Source organism: Acinetobacter sp. G18 (assembly GCF_052660225.1).
This window is the reverse complement of record NZ_CP109658.1, coordinates 3,787,277-3,805,361: the sequence shown is the minus strand read 5'-3', so window position 1 is coordinate 3,805,361 and position 18,085 is coordinate 3,787,277. Positions and strand designations below refer to the sequence as shown.

Below are 18,085 nucleotides of genomic sequence, written 5' to 3'. Positions count from 1 at the left end.
AATTTTTTCTTCATGCGAGTGGATTATTTTTAGGTAAAGTTTGGTGGCGATTCTTGGTCTAACGTTTTTTTAAAATTTTGCATCATTATTTGAGTAGATATAAATTTGTGTATTCAATATCTGTAAATAGAAGGGAGTTGGGATAGTGATATTATATAGAAAGTATAGTCAGACTATTGAGAAAAGTGATCCTTTTTCTAGAGTCATTCGCCTATTTATTAAGTTCCTTTTGAATTTTTTAATTCCTATTGCTTATAAATATAAAGATCGTCCAGAAAATACAAAATCTGAATTAATTGTTTCAGTTACTACTTTTCCAAAGCGTATTGATAAAATATGGATTGTAGTTGAATCTATTTTGCGACAGACTTTACAGCCTAAGTTAGTCGTTTTAACCTTATCAAAATTGCAATTTTCTTCTAAAGAATTATTGCCAGCTAATTTATTAAGATTGGAAAAAGAGGGGGTGTTGGAAATTATTTGGACAGACGATGATCTTCGATCACATAAAAAATATTATTATGTAATGAAGAAATATCCCAATGATATTATTGTGACAGTTGATGATGATATTATTTATGATGATAATTTATTGAAGTACTTGTGGGAGTTTCATGTTCAATATCCTAAAAGTATTATAGCAAATAATGCATGTTTGAAAAAAACTAGAAATTATAACAACTGGGAAAATTTGAAATATGAGTTTCATTCTCCTTCTTATAATATCATGCCTATAGGATGTGGGGGAGTTTTATATCCTCCAAAATCTCTACCAATGACTGTTTTTGATAAAGTGGCTATAAAGGAATATTGCCCTCTAGCAGATGATATTTGGCTGAATGTTATGTCTGTATTAAATAAAACATTAGTAGTTAAAACTAATTATCCTATGCATTATATTCCTATTATGTATAAGGATAATGATGATTTGTATAAATTAAACGTTTATCAAAATAAAAATAATGATCAAATAAAGGCGTTAGAGTGCAAATATGGATCACTTTTCTTTGAAAAAAAAGATTCACGCAGTCAAAAACTGGATGATAATTGAAGTATGAAACTAAATAAAAGTGATTTATTACCTATAGTTGTACTGGGTGGTGTTAATTTTTTAACATTAATATTATACCTTGTTTCTCCTTTTAATTATGTCTACGGTAATTTTGCTTTATCATTTATTTATGTTTTTATAAATATTTTCTTTTTGTTTTTTGGTTATATCTTAGCTTTATTTATTTTTCAATCTAATTCTTATAAAAGAAGCTATTTATATGATTTTGGTGATGAGATAAAAATATTTAAAATATTGTTATTTATTTTTTCGTCTACATTTCTAATTCGCTATGCTTATTTATTGCATTATCAATTTTATGATATTTCAGGCATGTTAGAAGAGGTTACTATTGGTGTTTTAGATCCCAAAGCAGGTTATCTCTCAACTGTTAATAATACCCGACCATTTACTATTCCTTGGTCAATCTATGCTTTTATTACTATTTTTCATTCACTGTTTTTTGTTACAGGTGCTATAGTTTGGAAGCGGATTAATTTATTTTATAAGTCAGCTTTTTTATTTTTTGTAATTCTTGAAATAATATTTTGGTATAGTCGAGGTACCAACTTTGGTATCATTTCTTTAATTATATTATTCTTTCTTGCTTATTTATTAAGAGTAAAAAAAATCAACTTTAGATTTGTCTTAAATATTTCTATGGTTTTATTTTTTGTCTTATTTATTTTTTCACTTATTATGAGTGTGCGTATGGATGGCGTAGTTGATTTGTCATCTTATGAAATATATTTAACTACTGTGAATTATGATAGTTTTGTTTTAAATCTTTTTCCAGATTACTTAAAACCATCTGTACTGTCGATTTTCTCTTATCTTACTCAAGGATATTATTTTCTATCCTTTGGTTTTGATCAAAGTTTTAATTTTACTTATTTTTTTGGTTCAAATGCTTCATTGATTAATATTGCAAATTTGATTGGTGTAGATGTTGAAAGAAGCACATATGTTTTTAGATTATCTGAATATGGTATTGATCCTACAGTTCAATGGCACTCTGCCTATTTGTGGTTAGCAAGTGATTTAACTTTTTATTTTGTGCCCTTTTATATTTTTGGGTTAGGTTTTGGATTGAGCTTTTCATGGATAATGGCTACTCGTTCAGATGATTATCTATGTAAGGTTTTATTTATTATTCTTGGTGGTTACGTTTTATTTTTATTTGCTAATACGAATTTTATAGCTTCTTATTTTTATATATTTGTATTTGTAATTGTTTTGATATTATTGAAACTTTTTTTAGTTTCTTTAAATAAATAGGAGTTTTTACTGTGTTTAAAGATAAGACTTTATTAATCACAGGTGGTACAGGATCTTTTGGTAATGCTGTTTTAAAGCGTTTTTTAGAAACAGATATTAAAGAAATCCGTATTTTTAGTCGCGATGAGAAAAAACAAGATGATATGCGTAAGAAATATCATTCATCAAAATTAAAATTTTATATTGGTGATGTACGTGACTATAACAGTATTTTAAATGCGACCCGTGGCGTTGATTATATTTATCATGCAGCTGCTTTAAAGCAAGTACCCTCTTGTGAATTCCACCCAATGGAAGCTGTCAAAACGAACGTAATGGGTACTGAAAATGTACTTGAAGCTGCAATTCAGAACCATGTTAAGCGTGTCGTGTGTTTAAGCACAGATAAAGCTGTTTATCCAATCAATGCCATGGGTATTTCTAAGGCTATGATGGAAAAAGTTATGGTTGCAAAATCACGTAACTTAGAAGGTCTAGATACAGTTATCTGTGGTACTCGTTATGGTAACGTAATGGCATCACGTGGTTCGGTAATTCCTTTATTTGTTGATCAAATTCGTCAGGGCAAACCTCTTACGATTACTGATCCTAATATGACTCGTTTCATGATGACTTTGGAAGATGCAGTAGATTTGGTTCTATACGCTTTTGAACACGGTGAAAATGGAGATATTTTTGTACAGAAAGCCCCAGCTGCAACAATCGCAGTCTTAGCTGAAGCTTTAAAAGAATTATTAAATGTTAAAGATCATCCGATTGCTATTATGGGAACTCGTCATGGCGAGAAGGCTTTCGAAGCATTATTAAGCCGAGAAGAAATGGTACATGCTTTTGATCAAGGCGACTATTTCCGTGTTCCAGCCGATCAACGTGATTTGAACTATGAAAAATATGTTGAAGATGGTGATTTAAAAATTACTGAGTTTGAAGATTACAACTCACATAATACTACTCGTTTGGATGTAGAGGGCATGAAACAATTATTGCTTAAACTTGATTTTGTTCGCGCGCTAACTAGAGGCGAATATATTTCACCAGAGGCTTAAGCATGAAAGTTTTAGTTACCGGTTCTAATGGTTTTATCGCAAAAAACCTTATTCAGTTTTTATTAGAAAAACCTGAAGTCGAGATTTTAAAAACTCATCGTGAAACAACAGATCAGGAGCTTGAGCAAGCAGTTCTCGCTTCGGATTGGATAGTGCATTTAGCGGGCGTGAATCGTCCTTTAAATGAAGAAGAGTTTGCTGAAGGTAATACCAGCTTAACTGAAAAAATCTGCCAGATTTTGCAGCAAGCAAATAAGAAAACTCCTGTTATTTTATCGTCTTCTATTCAGGTTGAACGTGATAATCCTTATGGTAAAAGTAAACTAGGTGGAGAGCAGGCTCTGGTAGCTCTCAATCAATCACAAGGTAATCCTGTTCATATTTGCCGTTTAGCTAATGTTTTTGGTAAGTGGTCACGTCCTAACTATAATTCAGCTGTTGCAACTTTTTGCTATAACGTTGCAAATGACTTACCGCTACAAATTCATGACGAAAATGCTGTGATTCGTCTGGTGTATGTCGACGATGTAGTTGAAACATTCTGGAATATTATAAATGGTCAGCAGGTTGAGCAAGTTTTCCAAGTTGAACCTGAATACCAAATTACAGTAGGTGATTTGGCTAACGTTTTAAATGGTTTTAAGGCATCTCGCGATACGCTTATCACAGATCGTGTAGGGACAGGTTTAACTCGCGCACTCTATTCAACATATTTAAGCTTTTTTAAGCCAGAGCAATTTGACTACAGTGTTCCAAAATATGGCGATGCTCGTGGCATATTTGTTGAAATGCTAAAAACACCAGATGCAGGCCAATTTTCTTACTTTACTGCTCATCCGGGTATTACTCGTGGTGGACACTATCACCATACGAAAACTGAAAAGTTTCTTGTTATTAAAGGTAAGGCACTATTTAAGTTTAAGCATGTTGTGACAGGTGAGTTTTATGAGCTTGAAACACATGGTGATGAACCACGAATTGTAGAAACAGTGCCAGGCTGGACACATGATATTACTAACATTGGTGATGAAGAGATGGTAGTAATGCTATGGGCAAATGAAATCTTTGATCGTAATAAGCCAGATACTTATGCGATGCCAATAACAAATTAAGAGTAAAGAGTAGTGAAAAAGTTAAAATTAATGACAGTGGTGGGTACACGTCCAGAAATTATCCGCTTATCTCGTGTAATGGCTGCGTGTGATGAATATTTTGATCACGTTATTGTTCATACTGGTCAAAACTATGACTATGAATTGAATGAAATTTTCTTTACTGATTTGGGCATCCGTAAACCTGACCATTTCTTAAATGCGGCTGGTGCGACAGGTGCAGAAACGATTGGTAATGTCATTATTGCAGTTGATAAGATTCTAGATGAAGTACAACCTGAAGCTTTACTTGTTTTAGGGGATACGAATAGCTGTATGGCAGTATTACCTGCAAAACGCCGCAAGATTCCAACTTTTCACATGGAAGCTGGAAATCGTTGTTTTGATATGCGCGTTCCTGAAGAAATTAATCGTCGAATCGTTGACCATACTGCTGATATTAACTTAACGTACAGTACGATTGCACGTGACTATTTGTTGGCTGAGGGATTACCTGCTGATTTAGTAATTAAAACAGGTAGCCCAATGTTTGAAGTACTTCATCACTACAAAGCAAAAATTGAAGCTTCTGATGTACTTGAACGCTTGAACTTAAAAGAGCATGAATATTTTATTGTGAGTGCTCATCGTGAAGAAAACATCAATTCAGATCAGAACTTCCTAGATTTGGTAGAAATGTTAAATGCAGTTGCGGAGAAGTATAAATATCCGGTAATTGTTTCTACACACCCTCGCACCCGTAAGCGTATCGAACAATTAAATGTTGAATTTCATCCTTTAATTCAACTATTAAAGCCACTTGGCTTTAGTGATTACAATAAGTTACAGCTTTCTGCAAAGGCTGCATTGTCTGATAGCGGAACGATTAATGAAGAATCATCAATTCTAAACTTCCCTGCACTTAACTTACGTCAAGCACATGAGCGTCCAGAAGGAATGGAAGAAGCTGCTGTAATGATGGTGGGCTTAAAAGCGGAACGTATTTTACAAGGTTTGGCAATTCTAGAAGGTCAGACTAGAGGTGAAGATCGTCTTTTACGTCTAGTTGAAGACTATAGTATGCCAAACGTAAGTGAAAAAGTTGTGCGTATCATTATGAGCTACACAGATTATGTAAATCGAGTAATCTGGAAACAATTTTAAGGTTATAAACTGTGAAAAAAGTGTTGGTTGTTTCAGAGTTTATTGATCCTGCTCAAAATTCTACAGGATATTTTTGGTATAAGATTATACAGAAACTTGCTCAATCCGATGGGGTTGAGCAGTTATCTGTTATAGCGCCTTATTCAGAAGATCGTGAAGAACTGCAGAAAAAATTCTGTAGTAATATCGACTTTTTATTATTTTTGCATGCTTCTTATGATAAAAATAATTTATTAAAGCGATTACTAGGACAATTACAGCAAACTTTTGGTTTTTTCAAAATTTTATTGAAAAACCTAGCTAAAGATAAAGTTGTTGTGTCTGGAACTAACCCACTTTTTTTATTGGTTTTATTAGCTTTTCTCAGAGTATTTATTCCATTTAAATGGTATTTACTGGTTCATGATGTTTTTCCAGAAAATTTGGTACCTGCAGGAATTTTAAAGAAAAATTCTTTCTTATTTAAAATAATGAATTTCGTTTTTAATCGTGTCTATTCTAGGGCTGATCATCTTATTGTGATTGGACGTGATATGAAAAATTTAATGAAACAAAAAACAAATAGCGACAATATTACAGTGATTCCGAACTGGGTAGATTTTATTGAAATAGAGGTTAGATCAAAGCAGCAATCCTCAATTATCGGTTCACTTGGCTGGAACGAAAATATAGTTTTTCAATTCTTTGGAAATATGGGGCGTGTTCAAGGTATCTCTAATTTATTAGCTGCAATTAATTTAAGTAATGACCCATCCGCCAGATTTTTATTTATCGGTGGTGGAAATGATGCTGGGTTAGTAAAAGAGTTTGCTGAAGAAGAGAACAATAAAAATAAAGTTGCTTATATTGGAGAGTTAGCTGCTCAACAGCGAAGTTTAGGTTTGAGCTCATGTGATATAGCGATTGTTACTTTAGCAGAAGGCATGCTTGGCCTCGGTGTTCCTAGTAAGGCCTATTTTACGATGGCTGCTGATAGGCCAATTTTAGCTATTATGGAAGAAGATGCAGAAGTAGCTAATATGGTTAAAGAGCATAATATTGGCTGGGTCTGTGAGCCAAATGATCCAGTTAAATTAGCATCATTAATTGATGAAATTTGCAAAACTAAGCTAAACGCGTTGTCTAATTCACCACGTCAAATTTTACAAGATCATTATCATCAGGATAAGTTACTGCAAAATTTTGCTGACATTGTGGAATCGTAATATGAAAAATATTTTAGTTACAGGTTCATCTGGTTTTGTCGGTAAGTCTTTGATCCGCTCACTCATTCTGAGTAATAAATACCAAAAGATATATGCTTTAAATAGACAATATTCGCATACTCTGCCTGAGACAGTAGAGCAGTTGGTCGCAACTTCTGAATCTGTTTTTTCGACTACTATCCCTTCTGATATTGATGTAATCATACATTTAGCAGGAAGAGCACATATATTAAATGATAATGTGCAAAATCCTTTAGAACAGTTTAGAGCGGTAAATGTTGAGGGTACACTACAACTCGCTCGACAAGCCTTAGAAAATAATGTTCAGCGGTTTATTTTTATTAGTTCAATTGGTGTAAATGGTGCCGTAACAAATAAAAAAGCTTTTGATGAGCTAGATCCACCGCAACCTCATGCCGATTATGCAATTTCTAAGCTGGAAGCGGAGCAAGCATTAAAAGAATTATTTCAGAATACAAATACTGAGCTTGTCATAATTAGACCGCCATTAGTATATGCTGCCGATGCTCCTGGCAACTTTGCTCGATTACTTAAACTTGCTTCAACGAATCTACCTTTACCTTTTGCGTCTCTTAATAATAAACGCTCTTTTGTTGCATTAGAAAATCTTGTTTCATTTATTGAAACTTGTATTGAGCACCCTCAAGCAAAAAATGAATTATTTTTAATTTCAGATAATGAGGTTCTTTCAACTCAGCAACTTGTGACTTTGTTAAGAAAAGGGATGGGGCGAAATAAAAACCTAATCTATATTCCTCAAATTTTTATGAAGATAGGGGCTATTTGTATAGGTAAAAGTAAATTGTACGAGCAATTATTTTTATCTTTAGAGGTCGATGCTTCGAAAGCGCGTAATTTATTAAATTGGGTTCCTCCAGTTAATGGAAATGATGCTCTAGAAAAAACAGGAAAAATATATCTTGAGAAAAGTGAGTGACTTATGCTGATGATTTGGGTCGTATTAGCGAGTTTTTTATTTTCATTCTTGCTGACAGGCTACATGCGCCATTATGCATTAAAGAAAAATATTATTGATAATCCAAATGAAAGAAGTTCACATACAATTCCGACTCCTCGTGGTGGGGGAGTGTCGATTGTTATTACTTTCTTAATGGTTTTAGTGGCATTAATAGTTAGTCATCAAATAGAACCAAATACGGGCTTAATTCTAGTTGGTGCTGGTCTAGGGGTTGCGGTTTTAGGTTTTCTCGATGATCATGGCCATATCAATTCAATGCTTCGACTGGCTATTCATTTTGTTATTGCAATAAGTGCCGTTTTTTTTCTAGGTGGTTTCTCTGACGTTAAATTATTTAATGGCAGCTTAGAGTTAGGTTGGTCTGCGAATATTATTGCAGTGCTTTTCCTTGTATGGTTACTCAATTTATATAATTTCATGGATGGAATTAACGGAATTGCCAGTGTTGAAGCAATTACTACGGTGCTCAGTCTGGCTTTGATTTATTTGTTACTAGATACACATTTATCTAGCGAATTATTATTTATTTTAGCAGCAAGTGTATTTGGCTTTGTGCTATGGAATTTCCCTAAGGCTCGTATATTTATGGGAGATGCAGGGAGTGGTTTTCTAGGATTAATTTTAGGTATTTTGGCTTTAATTTCTTTAAAAGCAGACCCTGCTTTGTTTTGTGCATGGATTATATGTTTAGGTATATTTGTCGTAGATGCCACTTTTACCTTAATTCGTCGTGTTATTAATGGTCATAAGATGTATGATGCGCATCGAACTCATGCCTATCAATATGCCTCACGTAAATATAATAGCCATACGACAGTAACTTTGGGTGTTCTGTTGATTAATATATTTTGGCTTTTACCGATTGCTTATCTTGCATCGCAAAAAGTACTTATGCCTGAGCTATTATTATTGGTTGCTTATATTCCACTGATTTTACTTGCATTATTTTTTGGCGCCGGAAAAACTGAAAATGCTTAAGAAGAAGGTCTTACTCGTTTTAGGTGCCGGTGGGCATGGTAAATCTGTTGCCGAAGCCGCACTTTTATCGGGCAAATGGGAAAAAGTAGTATTTGCAGATGATAGCTGGCCCCAAAAAACAGATATTGCTGGTTTTTCAATTATTACTAACATAGATAAAATTCATCATGTGTTATCTGATATTTCTGCGGCAATTCCTGCTGTAGGAAATAATCAGCTCAGACAAAAGTGGTTTCATCTATTAGAAAATTTATCGATTCCGATAGCTACAGTTGTACATCCATCTGCAATTGTCAGCTCAAGTGCGGAAATAGGTGATGGAGTAACGATTATGGCTGGTTGTGTAGTGGGATTTGATGTGAAAATAAAAGATGGCGCAATCATAAATATGGCTTCATCAATTGATCATGATACATATATTGGTGAATTTGCTCATCTTAGTGTGGGAGTTAAAGTTGTAGGTGATAAGAAGATAGATTCTTTATCATTTCTACCTGCCGGAAGCGTTATTACTCATTTAATGTGATGATAAAGTTTTGTTTAGACTAAAAAAGATGTAGAAGAGTATAACTTTATAATTCCCCTGATTGATAAGGTTTTCTAAGGGGAGTATTGTGCTACAGATTAGTAATCATGGTTTAATATACATTATGTAACCAATGCGTAAAACTTGTTTCTAGTTATATAAGAAATGAGTATATATATCGCACGGTTACTAGAACGATTAGAAGAGTATTGTGAAAAAGATTATCTATCAATTCGCATCAGCCCCAAGACTTGCGAAACAATGTTTTTTGGTTCTTATAGACCTTTTTGCTGTCCCTGTTATTTTATGGTTATGTTATGCCATCCGTTTATTTGACTTAGGCGCAGAAGTAATTCCTGGTATCAATTATGGTGTAGCAATCGTTACAGTGATTGCTATTTTTAGCTTAATGATAACAGGGGTTTACCGATTTATTGTCCGTACTTTTAATGAAGCATTTATTGCAAAGCTAGCTATTGCTGTTGCAATCATGGTCGTATTTTTATACGGTATGAATGTTTTTTCACCAGCATTTATTCCGACCTCAATACCACTCATGTTTGGCTTTTTAATGTTTGGATGGGTTTGGTGTGGTCGTGCATTTATCCGTTTTATTGTTAAGGCTGCCTTACAAACAAGTGAAGAGCGTAAGCGAGTTGCAATTTATGGCGCAGGTGACGCTGGCCAACAAATTGCGGCAGTTCTGTATCGTTCTGGTGATCATTTACCTATTTTTTTTATTGATGATAATTCTTCTTTACAAGATCACATGGTAGGTGGTTTAAAAGTATTATCTTTAGAAAAAGCTTTACAACGTTTTAAAAAGTACAGAATAGATGAAATTTTATTGGCATTACCTTCAGTAGGTCGTGTACGTAAAAGTGAAATCATTCAGCAATTAGAACCTGCTCATCTTAAAATTACTGAGCTTCCAGGCCTAACTCAATTGGTTGATGGTGAGCTTAAAGTTGCAGACATTCGTGAAGTTGACATTATTGATTTATTAGGGCGTGATCCTGTACCCCCTGTAGATCATTTACTTGCAAAAAATATTCAGAATAAAGTTGTCATGGCAACGGGAGCTGGTGGTTCTATTGGTTCAGAGCTATGTCGCCAGATTATTAAAAATCAACCTAAAATGTTGATTATTTATGAAATTACTGAATTTGCTCTTTATAGTATAGAAAAAGAATTACGTCTAACAGCGCAATGTGAAATAGTTCCAATCTTAGGTACAGTTCAAGATCAACAGAAATTAGAACGTATTATTGAGCAATATAAAGTTCAGACTGTATATCATGCAGCGGCATATAAACATGTGCCTTTAGTTGAGTGTAATCCAATTGCAGGGTTAAAAAATAATGCGATTGGTACAGCAAATAGTCTAAATGCTGCTGTTAAGAAAGGAGTTGAGACATTCGTTTTAATTTCAACAGATAAAGCAGTACGTCCTACCAATGTCATGGGTGCTTCAAAACGTATGGCTGAGTTGTATTGTCAAGCAATGGCTGAAGCTCAACAACAAACTCAGATTAGTATTGTGCGTTTTGGTAATGTATTAGGTTCATCAGGTTCGGTTGTACCGTTATTTAAGCAACAAATTGCAAAAGGTGGCCCAATTACTGTGACTCATCCAGATGTAACACGTTACTTCATGACTATACCTGAAGCATCTCAGCTAGTTATTCAAGCTGGTGCGTTAGGTAAAGGGGGAGATGTGTTTTTACTTGATATGGGTGAACCTGTTCGTATCCAAGATTTGGCTCGACAAATGATTTCGTTAAGTGGGTTAACTGTGCGTGAACCCGGTGCAATGCAAGGGGATATCGAAATTCAGTATAGTGGATTACGCCCGGGCGAGAAGCTCTATGAAGAATTATTAATTGATCAAGAAAATACTGAATATACTGAGCATAGTAGAATTCTCCGATCATTTGAAAAATTTTATCCTCTTACGGAAATTCAAGAAGTCTTTAATCGAGTGAATAGTATGACAGCTGTCCCACAAGATATTGATTGGGCGTTATGCCAACTTGAACACTATGTTGATGGTTATAAACGTAGTAAAGATATTATGGTTAATTAGAGAGTAATTGTGTGATTAAAAAGGCAGTTTTACCTGTAGCTGGACTAGGTACACGTTTTTTACCGGCAAGTAAGTCAATTCCTAAAGAAATGGTAACAGTCGTTGATCGTCCTGCGATTGAATATGTAGTGCGTGAAGCTGTAGAGGCTGGAATTGAGCAAATTATTTTAGTAACCCATTCATCTAAAGCATCGATTGAAAACTATTTTGATAGAAACTTTGAACTTGAAACGACGTTAGAGCAAAAGAAAAAGTTTGATTTGCTTGATGAAATTACTCAGATCATCCCATCTCATGTGAGTGTAGTAAGTGTAAGACAGCCCCAACCTTTGGGCTTAGGGCATGCTGTTTTATGCGCAAAAAGTATTATAGGCCAAGATGACTTTGCCGTGTTATTACCAGATGTATTGGTTAAAGATGGTTCAGGAAAAAATGATCTATCGCGTATGATTTCTCGTTATGAGGTGAGTGCTGCTGCTCAAATCATGGTTGAAGCAGTGCCAGATCATTTAGTAGATCAATATGGAATTGTTGACGTTCAGCAGAGTCCAAATGAAGGTGAAAGTATTGTCATGCAAGGTATTGTCGAAAAGCCTGCTGTCGGCTTTGCACCTTCTAATTTATCTGTAGTCGGACGTTATATTTTACCAGCTAAAATTATGCAGCTTTTAGAAAATACACCGAAAGGTGCTGGTAATGAAATTCAATTAACTGATGCTATTGCGATGCTTCAAGATACGGATACAGTTGAAGCCTATCGTATGCAAGGTCAAACATTTGACTGTGGCAGTAAACTTGGCTATTTGAAAGCTGTATTACACTATGGTGTTAAACACCCTAAATTAGGGGATGACTTTAAACAGTTAATTCAGGAACTTAAACTATAAAGTTTTGTAGCTCTGCTTAAGTATTTGTAAAAATTACTTAATACGATAGCAGAGCAGTATATTCTCTTCTGGTAAAAGGAAGAGAAATCTATAAAATCAGGTGTGCAATGAAAATCGCAATATTTGGAACAACGTTACATGCCGGTGTTATGGCAGCATTATTAGCTGAATATGGTAACCAAATTTATTGGTGTACCTGTGTAAGTTGTGAAGAAGATATTTCTGTACTTTCGTATCAAGATCAAGAAGTAAATAATTATTTAAATAAACAGAGAAAAGCAGGATTTTTAAAAGAGAGCCGTTTTTCTGAGATTCCTTTAGATATTGAAGTTTATTTATTTTGTTTTAGTCCAACACAAATTGAACTTGCTTTAAAGACAGTAGAAAAATTAAGTGAGCGATCAATTGTTCATCCAAAATTAATGATCAATGGTTCTACTTTTGGTTTACATGGAACTGATCACTTAAAACAATATTTACCAAAAGATGAATGGGTTTATTTTCCTGATGTAATTCAAGAAGGAAATGCGATTAATAGTGTGCTGAACGTAAAGCATGTGATTGTGGGCGTTGAGTCCAACAATGCACGAGATACAATGCAAGAGTTGTTGCGCCCATTTTTCCGTTTTAGTTATCAATATTTATTTATGCCTATTTTAGATGCGGAGTTTACCAAACTCAGTATCTCGGGCATGTTGGCTACCCGTATTAGTTATATGAATGACTTGGCTATGGTTGCCGAGAAGTTAGGTATCGATATCGCCAATGTAAAGCATGGTATTGCTGCTGATACGCGTATTGGTGCTGCTTATTTATCGCCAGGTGTGGGATTTGGTGGTGAGAATTTTTCGCACGACATTTTAACACTTTCAAGTACAGTATCTGAAACTGGAACAAAAAGCCGTCTCTTAGAACAGGTTTGGGCGATTAACGAGCAGCAGAAAGAGATTTTATTCCGTAAGTTATGGAATTATTATCACTGTAGTCTAAATGGTAAAACGGTTGCGATTTGGGGAGCTTCTTTTAAAGAGAATACCTCAAATATACATAATTCACCGATTCATATTTTATTAGCTGCGCTATGGGCACAAGGTGTAATAGTACGTTTACATGATCCTCAGGCTTTAGATGAAATAGCTGCAACTTATGGGTCTCGTGAAGATTTAATTTTATGCACTGATCAATATGAAGCAGCGCAAGGTGCTCATGCATTGTGTCTAGTCACGGCATGGAAGCAATATTGGAGTCCTGACTTTAAGCAACTACAACAATTAATGAAACATCCTTTAATTTTAGATGGTCGTAATATTTATGATCCAGCATATGTCAAAGCTAGAGGTTTTGCTTATGAAGGAGTAGGTCGCTTATGAGTAAATCAATTGAACAATTTCCAAAGGAATTAGTCTCGCCTCTAGCTCATCTTCAAACTTTAGCTGAAGAAAACTCAAAATTACATATCAAAGAGTTATTTGCTTTAGAACCAGATCGATTTCAAAATTATTCTGTAAAATTTGATCAGTTATTCTTCGATTATAGTAAGCACCGCGTAACCAAAGATATTCTGGGACACCTAGTAGCTCTTGCGAAGAGTAAAAATTTAACTGGATGGGTTAATCGCCTTTTTTCACAAGATAAAATTAACTGTACTGAACAACGTGAGGCAATGCACTGGGCATTGCGTTTACCAACTGATTATTCAAAGTTTCCAGATTTAACAGAACAAGTTCATAGCCAGTTAGAACGTATGTATGCCTTGGTGGAAAAAATCCATGCTGGACAATATCGTGGTGCTACTGGCGAAGTCATTCAAGATGTTGTCAATATTGGAGTGGGGGGATCTGATTTAGGACCTCAAATGGTGACTCATGCTTTGTCTGATTTTAAGGTAAAAACAGCCAAGCCACTCAATGTTCATTTTGTATCGACTATGGATGGCAGTCAGTTATCAGAATTACTTCATCAACTACGTCCGGAAACGACTTTATTTATTATTTCTTCCAAGTCTTTTGGAACGATTGATACCTTATCTAATGCTCAAACAGTGCGCCAGTGGCTAGAAAAAGCATTAGGGAAACATGGTCGTGTATTAAAAAGTCATTTTATTGGTGTGTCCACAAAAGCTGACAAAATGACTGAATGGGGAATTGCCCCTGAAAATCAATTATTGCTATGGGATTGGGTGGGTGGTCGTTATTCACTTTGGTCTTGTATTGGTTTACCTATTGCTTTGACGGTCGGTATTGATGGATTTCAGCAACTTTTAGCGGGTGCTCATACCGTCGATGAGCATTTTCAACATATGAGTTTTGATCAAAATATTCCAGTTTTGATGGCACTCTTAGGAATTTGGAACAATAATTTCTTAAATATTCAGACCCATGCAGTCTTACCTTATGATGGGCGTTTAAAATATTTTGCAGCCTATTTACAACAGTTAGAAATGGAATCTAACGGTAAATCTATACAACGTGGTGGACAAAAAGTCGAATTAGATACCTGCCCAATTGTATGGGGGGAAGTCGGACCAAATGCCCAGCATGCATTCTATCAATTGCTACATCAAGGCTCCCAAGCAGTCAGCTGTGATTTTATTGCACCGATCCAACGTTATAATGCAGACCATTTTACTTATGCTGAAAATGCTGAAGCGTTAATTGAACAGCACCATCTAGCGCTTTCAAATTGTTTAGCACAGTCACGGTTATTGGCTTTTGGTAATGAAGCATTAGATTCGAAAGAATTAGAGAACTTGCCTATTTATAAGCAATATGAAGGTAATCAACCTAGCTCTACCTTATTATTAAAAGAACTTAATCCTTATAGTTTAGGAATGTTGATTGCGTTATATGAACATAAAGTATTTGTGCAGTCAGTAATTTGGAATATTAATCCATTTGATCAATGGGGTGTTGAAAAAGGTAAGCAGATTGCTGATCAATTACTTCCAATTTTAAATGGTGCTCAAAATGATCTTTCATCACTTGATGCTTCAACGCGTGGTTTGATTAAAGTTTTATTAGGAAAAGTAGATGGCTAAAATTCTAGTTACTGGTGGTGCAGGTTATATTGGTTCACACACGTGTGTAGAACTTTTAAATGCAGGCCATGAAGTCATTGTTTTTGATAATCTTTCGAATAGTTCAGTAGAGTCTTTAAATCGAGTTAAAGAACTCACTCAAAAAAGTTTAACTTTTCTAAGGGGTGATATTCGGAACGCGAATGAATTAGATAGCGTATTCCGAGAATATGCAGTTGATGCAGTTATTCACTTCGCTGGTTTAAAAGCAGTTGGTGAAAGTCAGGAAAAACCGCTTATTTATTTTGATAATAATATTGCGGGTAGTATTCAACTTGTGAAATCAATGGAAAAGGCAGGTGTGTATTGCTTGGTCTTTAGCTCGTCTGCGACTGTATACGGTGAGTTTAACCCATCGCCTTATCAGGAAGATATGCCTCTTACTATGCCCAATAATAATTATGGCTATACTAAATTAGTGATTGAGCAGATGTTGCAGAAATTGGCAGAGGCTAATCCGCGCTGGTCTATTGCGCTACTACGTTATTTTAATCCAGTAGGTGCACATAAAAGCGGGCGTATTGGTGAAGACCCTCAAGGAATTCCAAATAATTTAATGCCTTATGTAACACAGGTCGCTGTAGGACGTCGTGATAAGCTTTCTATTTTTGGTAAAGATTATCCAACTCAAGATGGTACCTGTGAAAGAGACTTCATTCATGTAGTGGATTTAGCTAAAGCACATGAATTAGCTGTGCTGAATCGTCTGAATAATACAGGATGCAGAGCTTGGAATATTGGGACGGGAGAACCGATTTCTGTACTTCAAATTAAAGAAACTTTTGAACAAGTTAACCATGTTGAGATTGTAACAGAGTTTGCAGATCGTAGAGCTGGGGACTTGCCTAGTTTCTATGCTGATGCTTCTCGAGCTAAAGTCGAACTTGGATGGATGCCCTACTATAGTTTGGAAGATATGCTTGCTGATAGCTGGAATTGGCAGAAGCAAAATCCTAATGGTTATAACTAAATAACAAGAAAAAAGGAGCAATTCGCTCCTTTTTCTTTTTTGATTAGCTCTGAATCAACCCAGTCAATTCATCTACATAATGCTGCATTGGCTGAGCTTGGCGGTCTGCACGGCTTTCAATGTTGAGACGTAATAACGGTTCAGTATTTGAAGCACGGACGTTAAAACGCCATGCACCAAAGTCAAGGCTTACACCATCGGTACGGTCAATTTCTGGGTTTTGTTCGGCATAGAAATCAAAAATCTTTTGAATAGTGATTTGTGTATCAGCTACTTTAAAGTTGATTTCACCACTACAAGGAAATTTGGTAATCATATTTTCAACGAGGGTTGAAAGTGATTGTCCTGTTTCAGAAAGTAGCGCAACAGTAAGTAACCACGGAATCATGCCGCTGTCGCAGTAAGCAAAGTCACGGAAATAGTGATGAGCACTCATTTCACCGCCATATACCGCATTGTGTTCACGCATAACGTCTTTAATGAACGCGTGACCAGATTTTGACTGTACAGCAACACCTTTATATTCATCTACGATATCAAATGTGTTCCACACTAAACGTGGGTCATGCACAATTTTCTCACCTGATTGTTTAATCAAGAAAGCTTGAGCCAGTAGACCAACAATATAGTAGCCTTCAATGAATTGACCTTTTTCATCGAACAAGAAACAGCGGTCAAAGTCGCCGTCCCAAGCAATTCCCATATCCGCTTTATGCTCAAGAACAGCATTTCGAGTACTGTCACGGTTTTCAATTAAAATTGGGTTAGGAATACCATTTGGGAAAGTGCCATCTGCTTCATGGTGAATTTTAATAAATTCAACTGGTACGTTAAGCGCCTTAAATTTTTCTTCAATAGCATCAATCACGTGACCAGCTGCACCATTACCCGCGTTTACCACTAACTTTAATGGACGGATTTTTGCAGGTTCAATATAAGTCATTAAGTGATCAACGAACTCAGGCAAAATATTATAACTTTGAGTTGCACCTTTTTGACTAACTTCTTCAAAGTGATTAGTTTCTGCTAAAGCCTGAATTTCTTTTAAACCAGTATCGGCACTAATTGGACGAGCATTTTCTCGAACCAATTTCATACCGTTATAGTCCATTGGGTTATGGCTCGCAGTAACTTCGATACCACCTTGTACATCTAAATGGAAAGCGGCGAAGTAAACTTCTTCAGTACCCGTCATGCCTAAATCAAGAACGTCCACACCCGCATCATTTAACCCGCGAATGGTCGCTTGTTTTAAAGACTCACTGCTTAGACGAATATCACAACCTACAACCACGGTCTTTGGTTTATAGATTTGTCCGTATGCGCGGCCGATTTTATAGGCAATTTCTTCATTCAATTCGGTGCCGAGTTTGCCTCGGATATCATAGGCTTTAAAACAAGTTAAAGTAGTCATTATTCAATTCAATACATGTGGTTTGAGTTGTGTGCACATTATACATTTATCAATGAATGATTATATTTATAGTTTTTATATTCAAATTTTTCACTTCATTTCTGTAGTTCATATCTAAATTTATAACAAAGATTTTTGCGACTTTAGTCTAATAAATAAATTTATAAATTAGAAATAGCTTTATTTTTCTTAGTTGTATTGGTCATACCAATTGTGGTGTTAATTTAATTATTGATCTTGCTAATATCTGTGTTTATGATGTGATCTGTGGTTTAAGGAACAATATTTGCACTTAAATTTTAATTGGTAATAC

General features: G+C 35.2%; 15 protein-coding genes. 14 read left to right on the top strand and 1 reads right to left on the bottom strand.

Annotated features, from left to right (window positions below; translation table 11 throughout):
• Nucleotides 1-145: 145 nt before the first annotated feature.
• The 14 genes from NE363_RS17995 to galE all read left to right on the top strand — a co-directional run bounded on the left by NE363_RS17995 (nt 146) and on the right by galE (nt 16,358).
• A complete protein-coding gene (locus NE363_RS17995; protein WP_342063454.1) occupies nt 146-1,051 on the top strand; it encodes a glycosyltransferase in 906 nt (301 codons plus the stop codon).
• Between the two features lie 3 nt (nt 1,052-1,054).
• Nucleotides 1,055-2,329 carry an O-antigen polymerase gene (locus NE363_RS17990; RefSeq protein ID WP_445535566.1) on the top strand — a complete coding sequence of 425 codons (1,275 nt, stop codon included), beginning with the start codon at nt 1,055-1,057 and terminating at the stop codon, nt 2,327-2,329.
• 11 nt (nt 2,330-2,340) lie between these two features.
• The gene (locus NE363_RS17985; RefSeq protein ID WP_032069325.1) at nt 2,341-3,375 is read left to right on the top strand and encodes a polysaccharide biosynthesis protein; all 1,035 of its coding nucleotides are present in this window, start codon (nt 2,341-2,343) and stop codon (nt 3,373-3,375) included.
• Nucleotides 3,376-3,377: 2 nt separating this feature from the next.
• Nucleotides 3,378-4,487, top strand: coding sequence for a UDP-2-acetamido-2,6-beta-L-arabino-hexul-4-ose reductase (wbjC, locus tag NE363_RS17980; RefSeq protein ID WP_134263426.1), 1,110 nt, complete (start codon nt 3,378-3,380; stop codon nt 4,485-4,487).
• A 12-nt stretch (nt 4,488-4,499) separates the two neighbouring features.
• Nucleotides 4,500-5,630: a non-hydrolyzing UDP-N-acetylglucosamine 2-epimerase gene (wecB, locus tag NE363_RS17975; protein ID WP_068935337.1), complete on the top strand. Its 1,131-nt coding sequence runs from the start codon at nt 4,500-4,502 to the stop codon at nt 5,628-5,630.
• An 11-nt stretch (nt 5,631-5,641) separates the two neighbouring features.
• Nucleotides 5,642-6,835 carry a glycosyltransferase family 4 protein gene (locus tag NE363_RS17970; protein WP_445535565.1) on the top strand — a complete coding sequence of 398 codons (1,194 nt, stop codon included), beginning with the start codon at nt 5,642-5,644 and terminating at the stop codon, nt 6,833-6,835.
• Between the two features lies 1 nt (nt 6,836).
• A complete protein-coding gene (locus tag NE363_RS17965; RefSeq protein ID WP_445535564.1) occupies nt 6,837-7,793 on the top strand; it encodes an NAD-dependent epimerase/dehydratase family protein in 957 nt (318 codons plus the stop codon).
• 3 nt (nt 7,794-7,796) lie between these two features.
• Nucleotides 7,797-8,813, top strand: coding sequence for an MraY family glycosyltransferase (locus NE363_RS17960; protein ID WP_068935343.1), 1,017 nt, complete (start codon nt 7,797-7,799; stop codon nt 8,811-8,813).
• Complete coding sequence (locus NE363_RS17955) at nt 8,806-9,339, top strand: acetyltransferase (RefSeq protein WP_068935345.1); 534 nt, start codon at nt 8,806-8,808, stop codon at nt 9,337-9,339. Before NE363_RS17960 ends, NE363_RS17955 begins: the two co-directional genes overlap by 8 nt.
• A gap of 211 nt (nt 9,340-9,550) precedes the next feature.
• Nucleotides 9,551-11,425 (top strand): polysaccharide biosynthesis protein, encoded by a 1,875-nt coding sequence (locus NE363_RS17950; protein WP_445535563.1) that lies wholly within the window; start codon nt 9,551-9,553, stop codon nt 11,423-11,425.
• A gap of 11 nt (nt 11,426-11,436) precedes the next feature.
• Complete coding sequence (galU, locus tag NE363_RS17945) at nt 11,437-12,312, top strand: UTP--glucose-1-phosphate uridylyltransferase GalU (RefSeq protein WP_134263420.1); 876 nt, start codon at nt 11,437-11,439, stop codon at nt 12,310-12,312.
• Nucleotides 12,313-12,419: 107 nt separating this feature from the next.
• The gene (locus NE363_RS17940; RefSeq protein WP_445535562.1) at nt 12,420-13,682 is read left to right on the top strand and encodes a nucleotide sugar dehydrogenase; all 1,263 of its coding nucleotides are present in this window, start codon (nt 12,420-12,422) and stop codon (nt 13,680-13,682) included.
• Nucleotides 13,679-15,349, top strand: a complete 1,671-nt coding sequence (pgi, locus tag NE363_RS17935) for a glucose-6-phosphate isomerase (RefSeq protein WP_191000889.1) — start codon at nt 13,679-13,681, stop codon at nt 15,347-15,349. The genes NE363_RS17940 and pgi overlap by 4 nt, the downstream gene beginning before the upstream one ends.
• Entirely contained in the window at nt 15,342-16,358 is a 1,017-nt protein-coding gene (galE, locus tag NE363_RS17930; RefSeq protein ID WP_445535561.1) for a UDP-glucose 4-epimerase GalE, read from the top strand. The genes pgi and galE overlap by 8 nt, the downstream gene beginning before the upstream one ends.
• 43 nt (nt 16,359-16,401) lie before the next feature.
• Here the strand turns inward: galE and NE363_RS17925 are convergent, their stop codons facing one another.
• Nucleotides 16,402-17,772: a phosphomannomutase CpsG gene (locus NE363_RS17925; RefSeq protein WP_445535560.1), complete on the bottom strand. Its 1,371-nt coding sequence runs from the start codon at nt 17,770-17,772 to the stop codon at nt 16,402-16,404.
• Nucleotides 17,773-18,085: the final 313 nt, after the last annotated feature.

Bases quoted from the DNA above. Each gene is read 5' to 3' on its own strand.
- wbjC (WP_134263426.1), top strand. From the start codon at position 3,378: ATGAAAGTTTTAGTTACCGGTTCTAATGGTTTTATCGCAAAAAACCTT.
- NE363_RS17990 (WP_445535566.1), top strand. From the start codon at position 1,055: ATGAAACTAAATAAAAGTGATTTATTACCTATAGTTGTACTGGGTGGT.
- NE363_RS17965 (WP_445535564.1), top strand. From the start codon at position 6,837: ATGAAAAATATTTTAGTTACAGGTTCATCTGGTTTTGTCGGTAAGTCT.
- NE363_RS17955 (WP_068935345.1), top strand. From the start codon at position 8,806: ATGCTTAAGAAGAAGGTCTTACTCGTTTTAGGTGCCGGTGGGCATGGT.
- pgi (WP_191000889.1), top strand. From the start codon at position 13,679: ATGAGTAAATCAATTGAACAATTTCCAAAGGAATTAGTCTCGCCTCTA.
- galE (WP_445535561.1), top strand. From the start codon at position 15,342: ATGGCTAAAATTCTAGTTACTGGTGGTGCAGGTTATATTGGTTCACAC.
- NE363_RS17940 (WP_445535562.1), top strand. From the start codon at position 12,420: ATGAAAATCGCAATATTTGGAACAACGTTACATGCCGGTGTTATGGCA.
- NE363_RS17960 (WP_068935343.1), top strand. From the start codon at position 7,797: ATGCTGATGATTTGGGTCGTATTAGCGAGTTTTTTATTTTCATTCTTG.
- NE363_RS17925 (WP_445535560.1), bottom strand. From the start codon at position 17,772: ATGACTACTTTAACTTGTTTTAAAGCCTATGATATCCGAGGCAAACTC.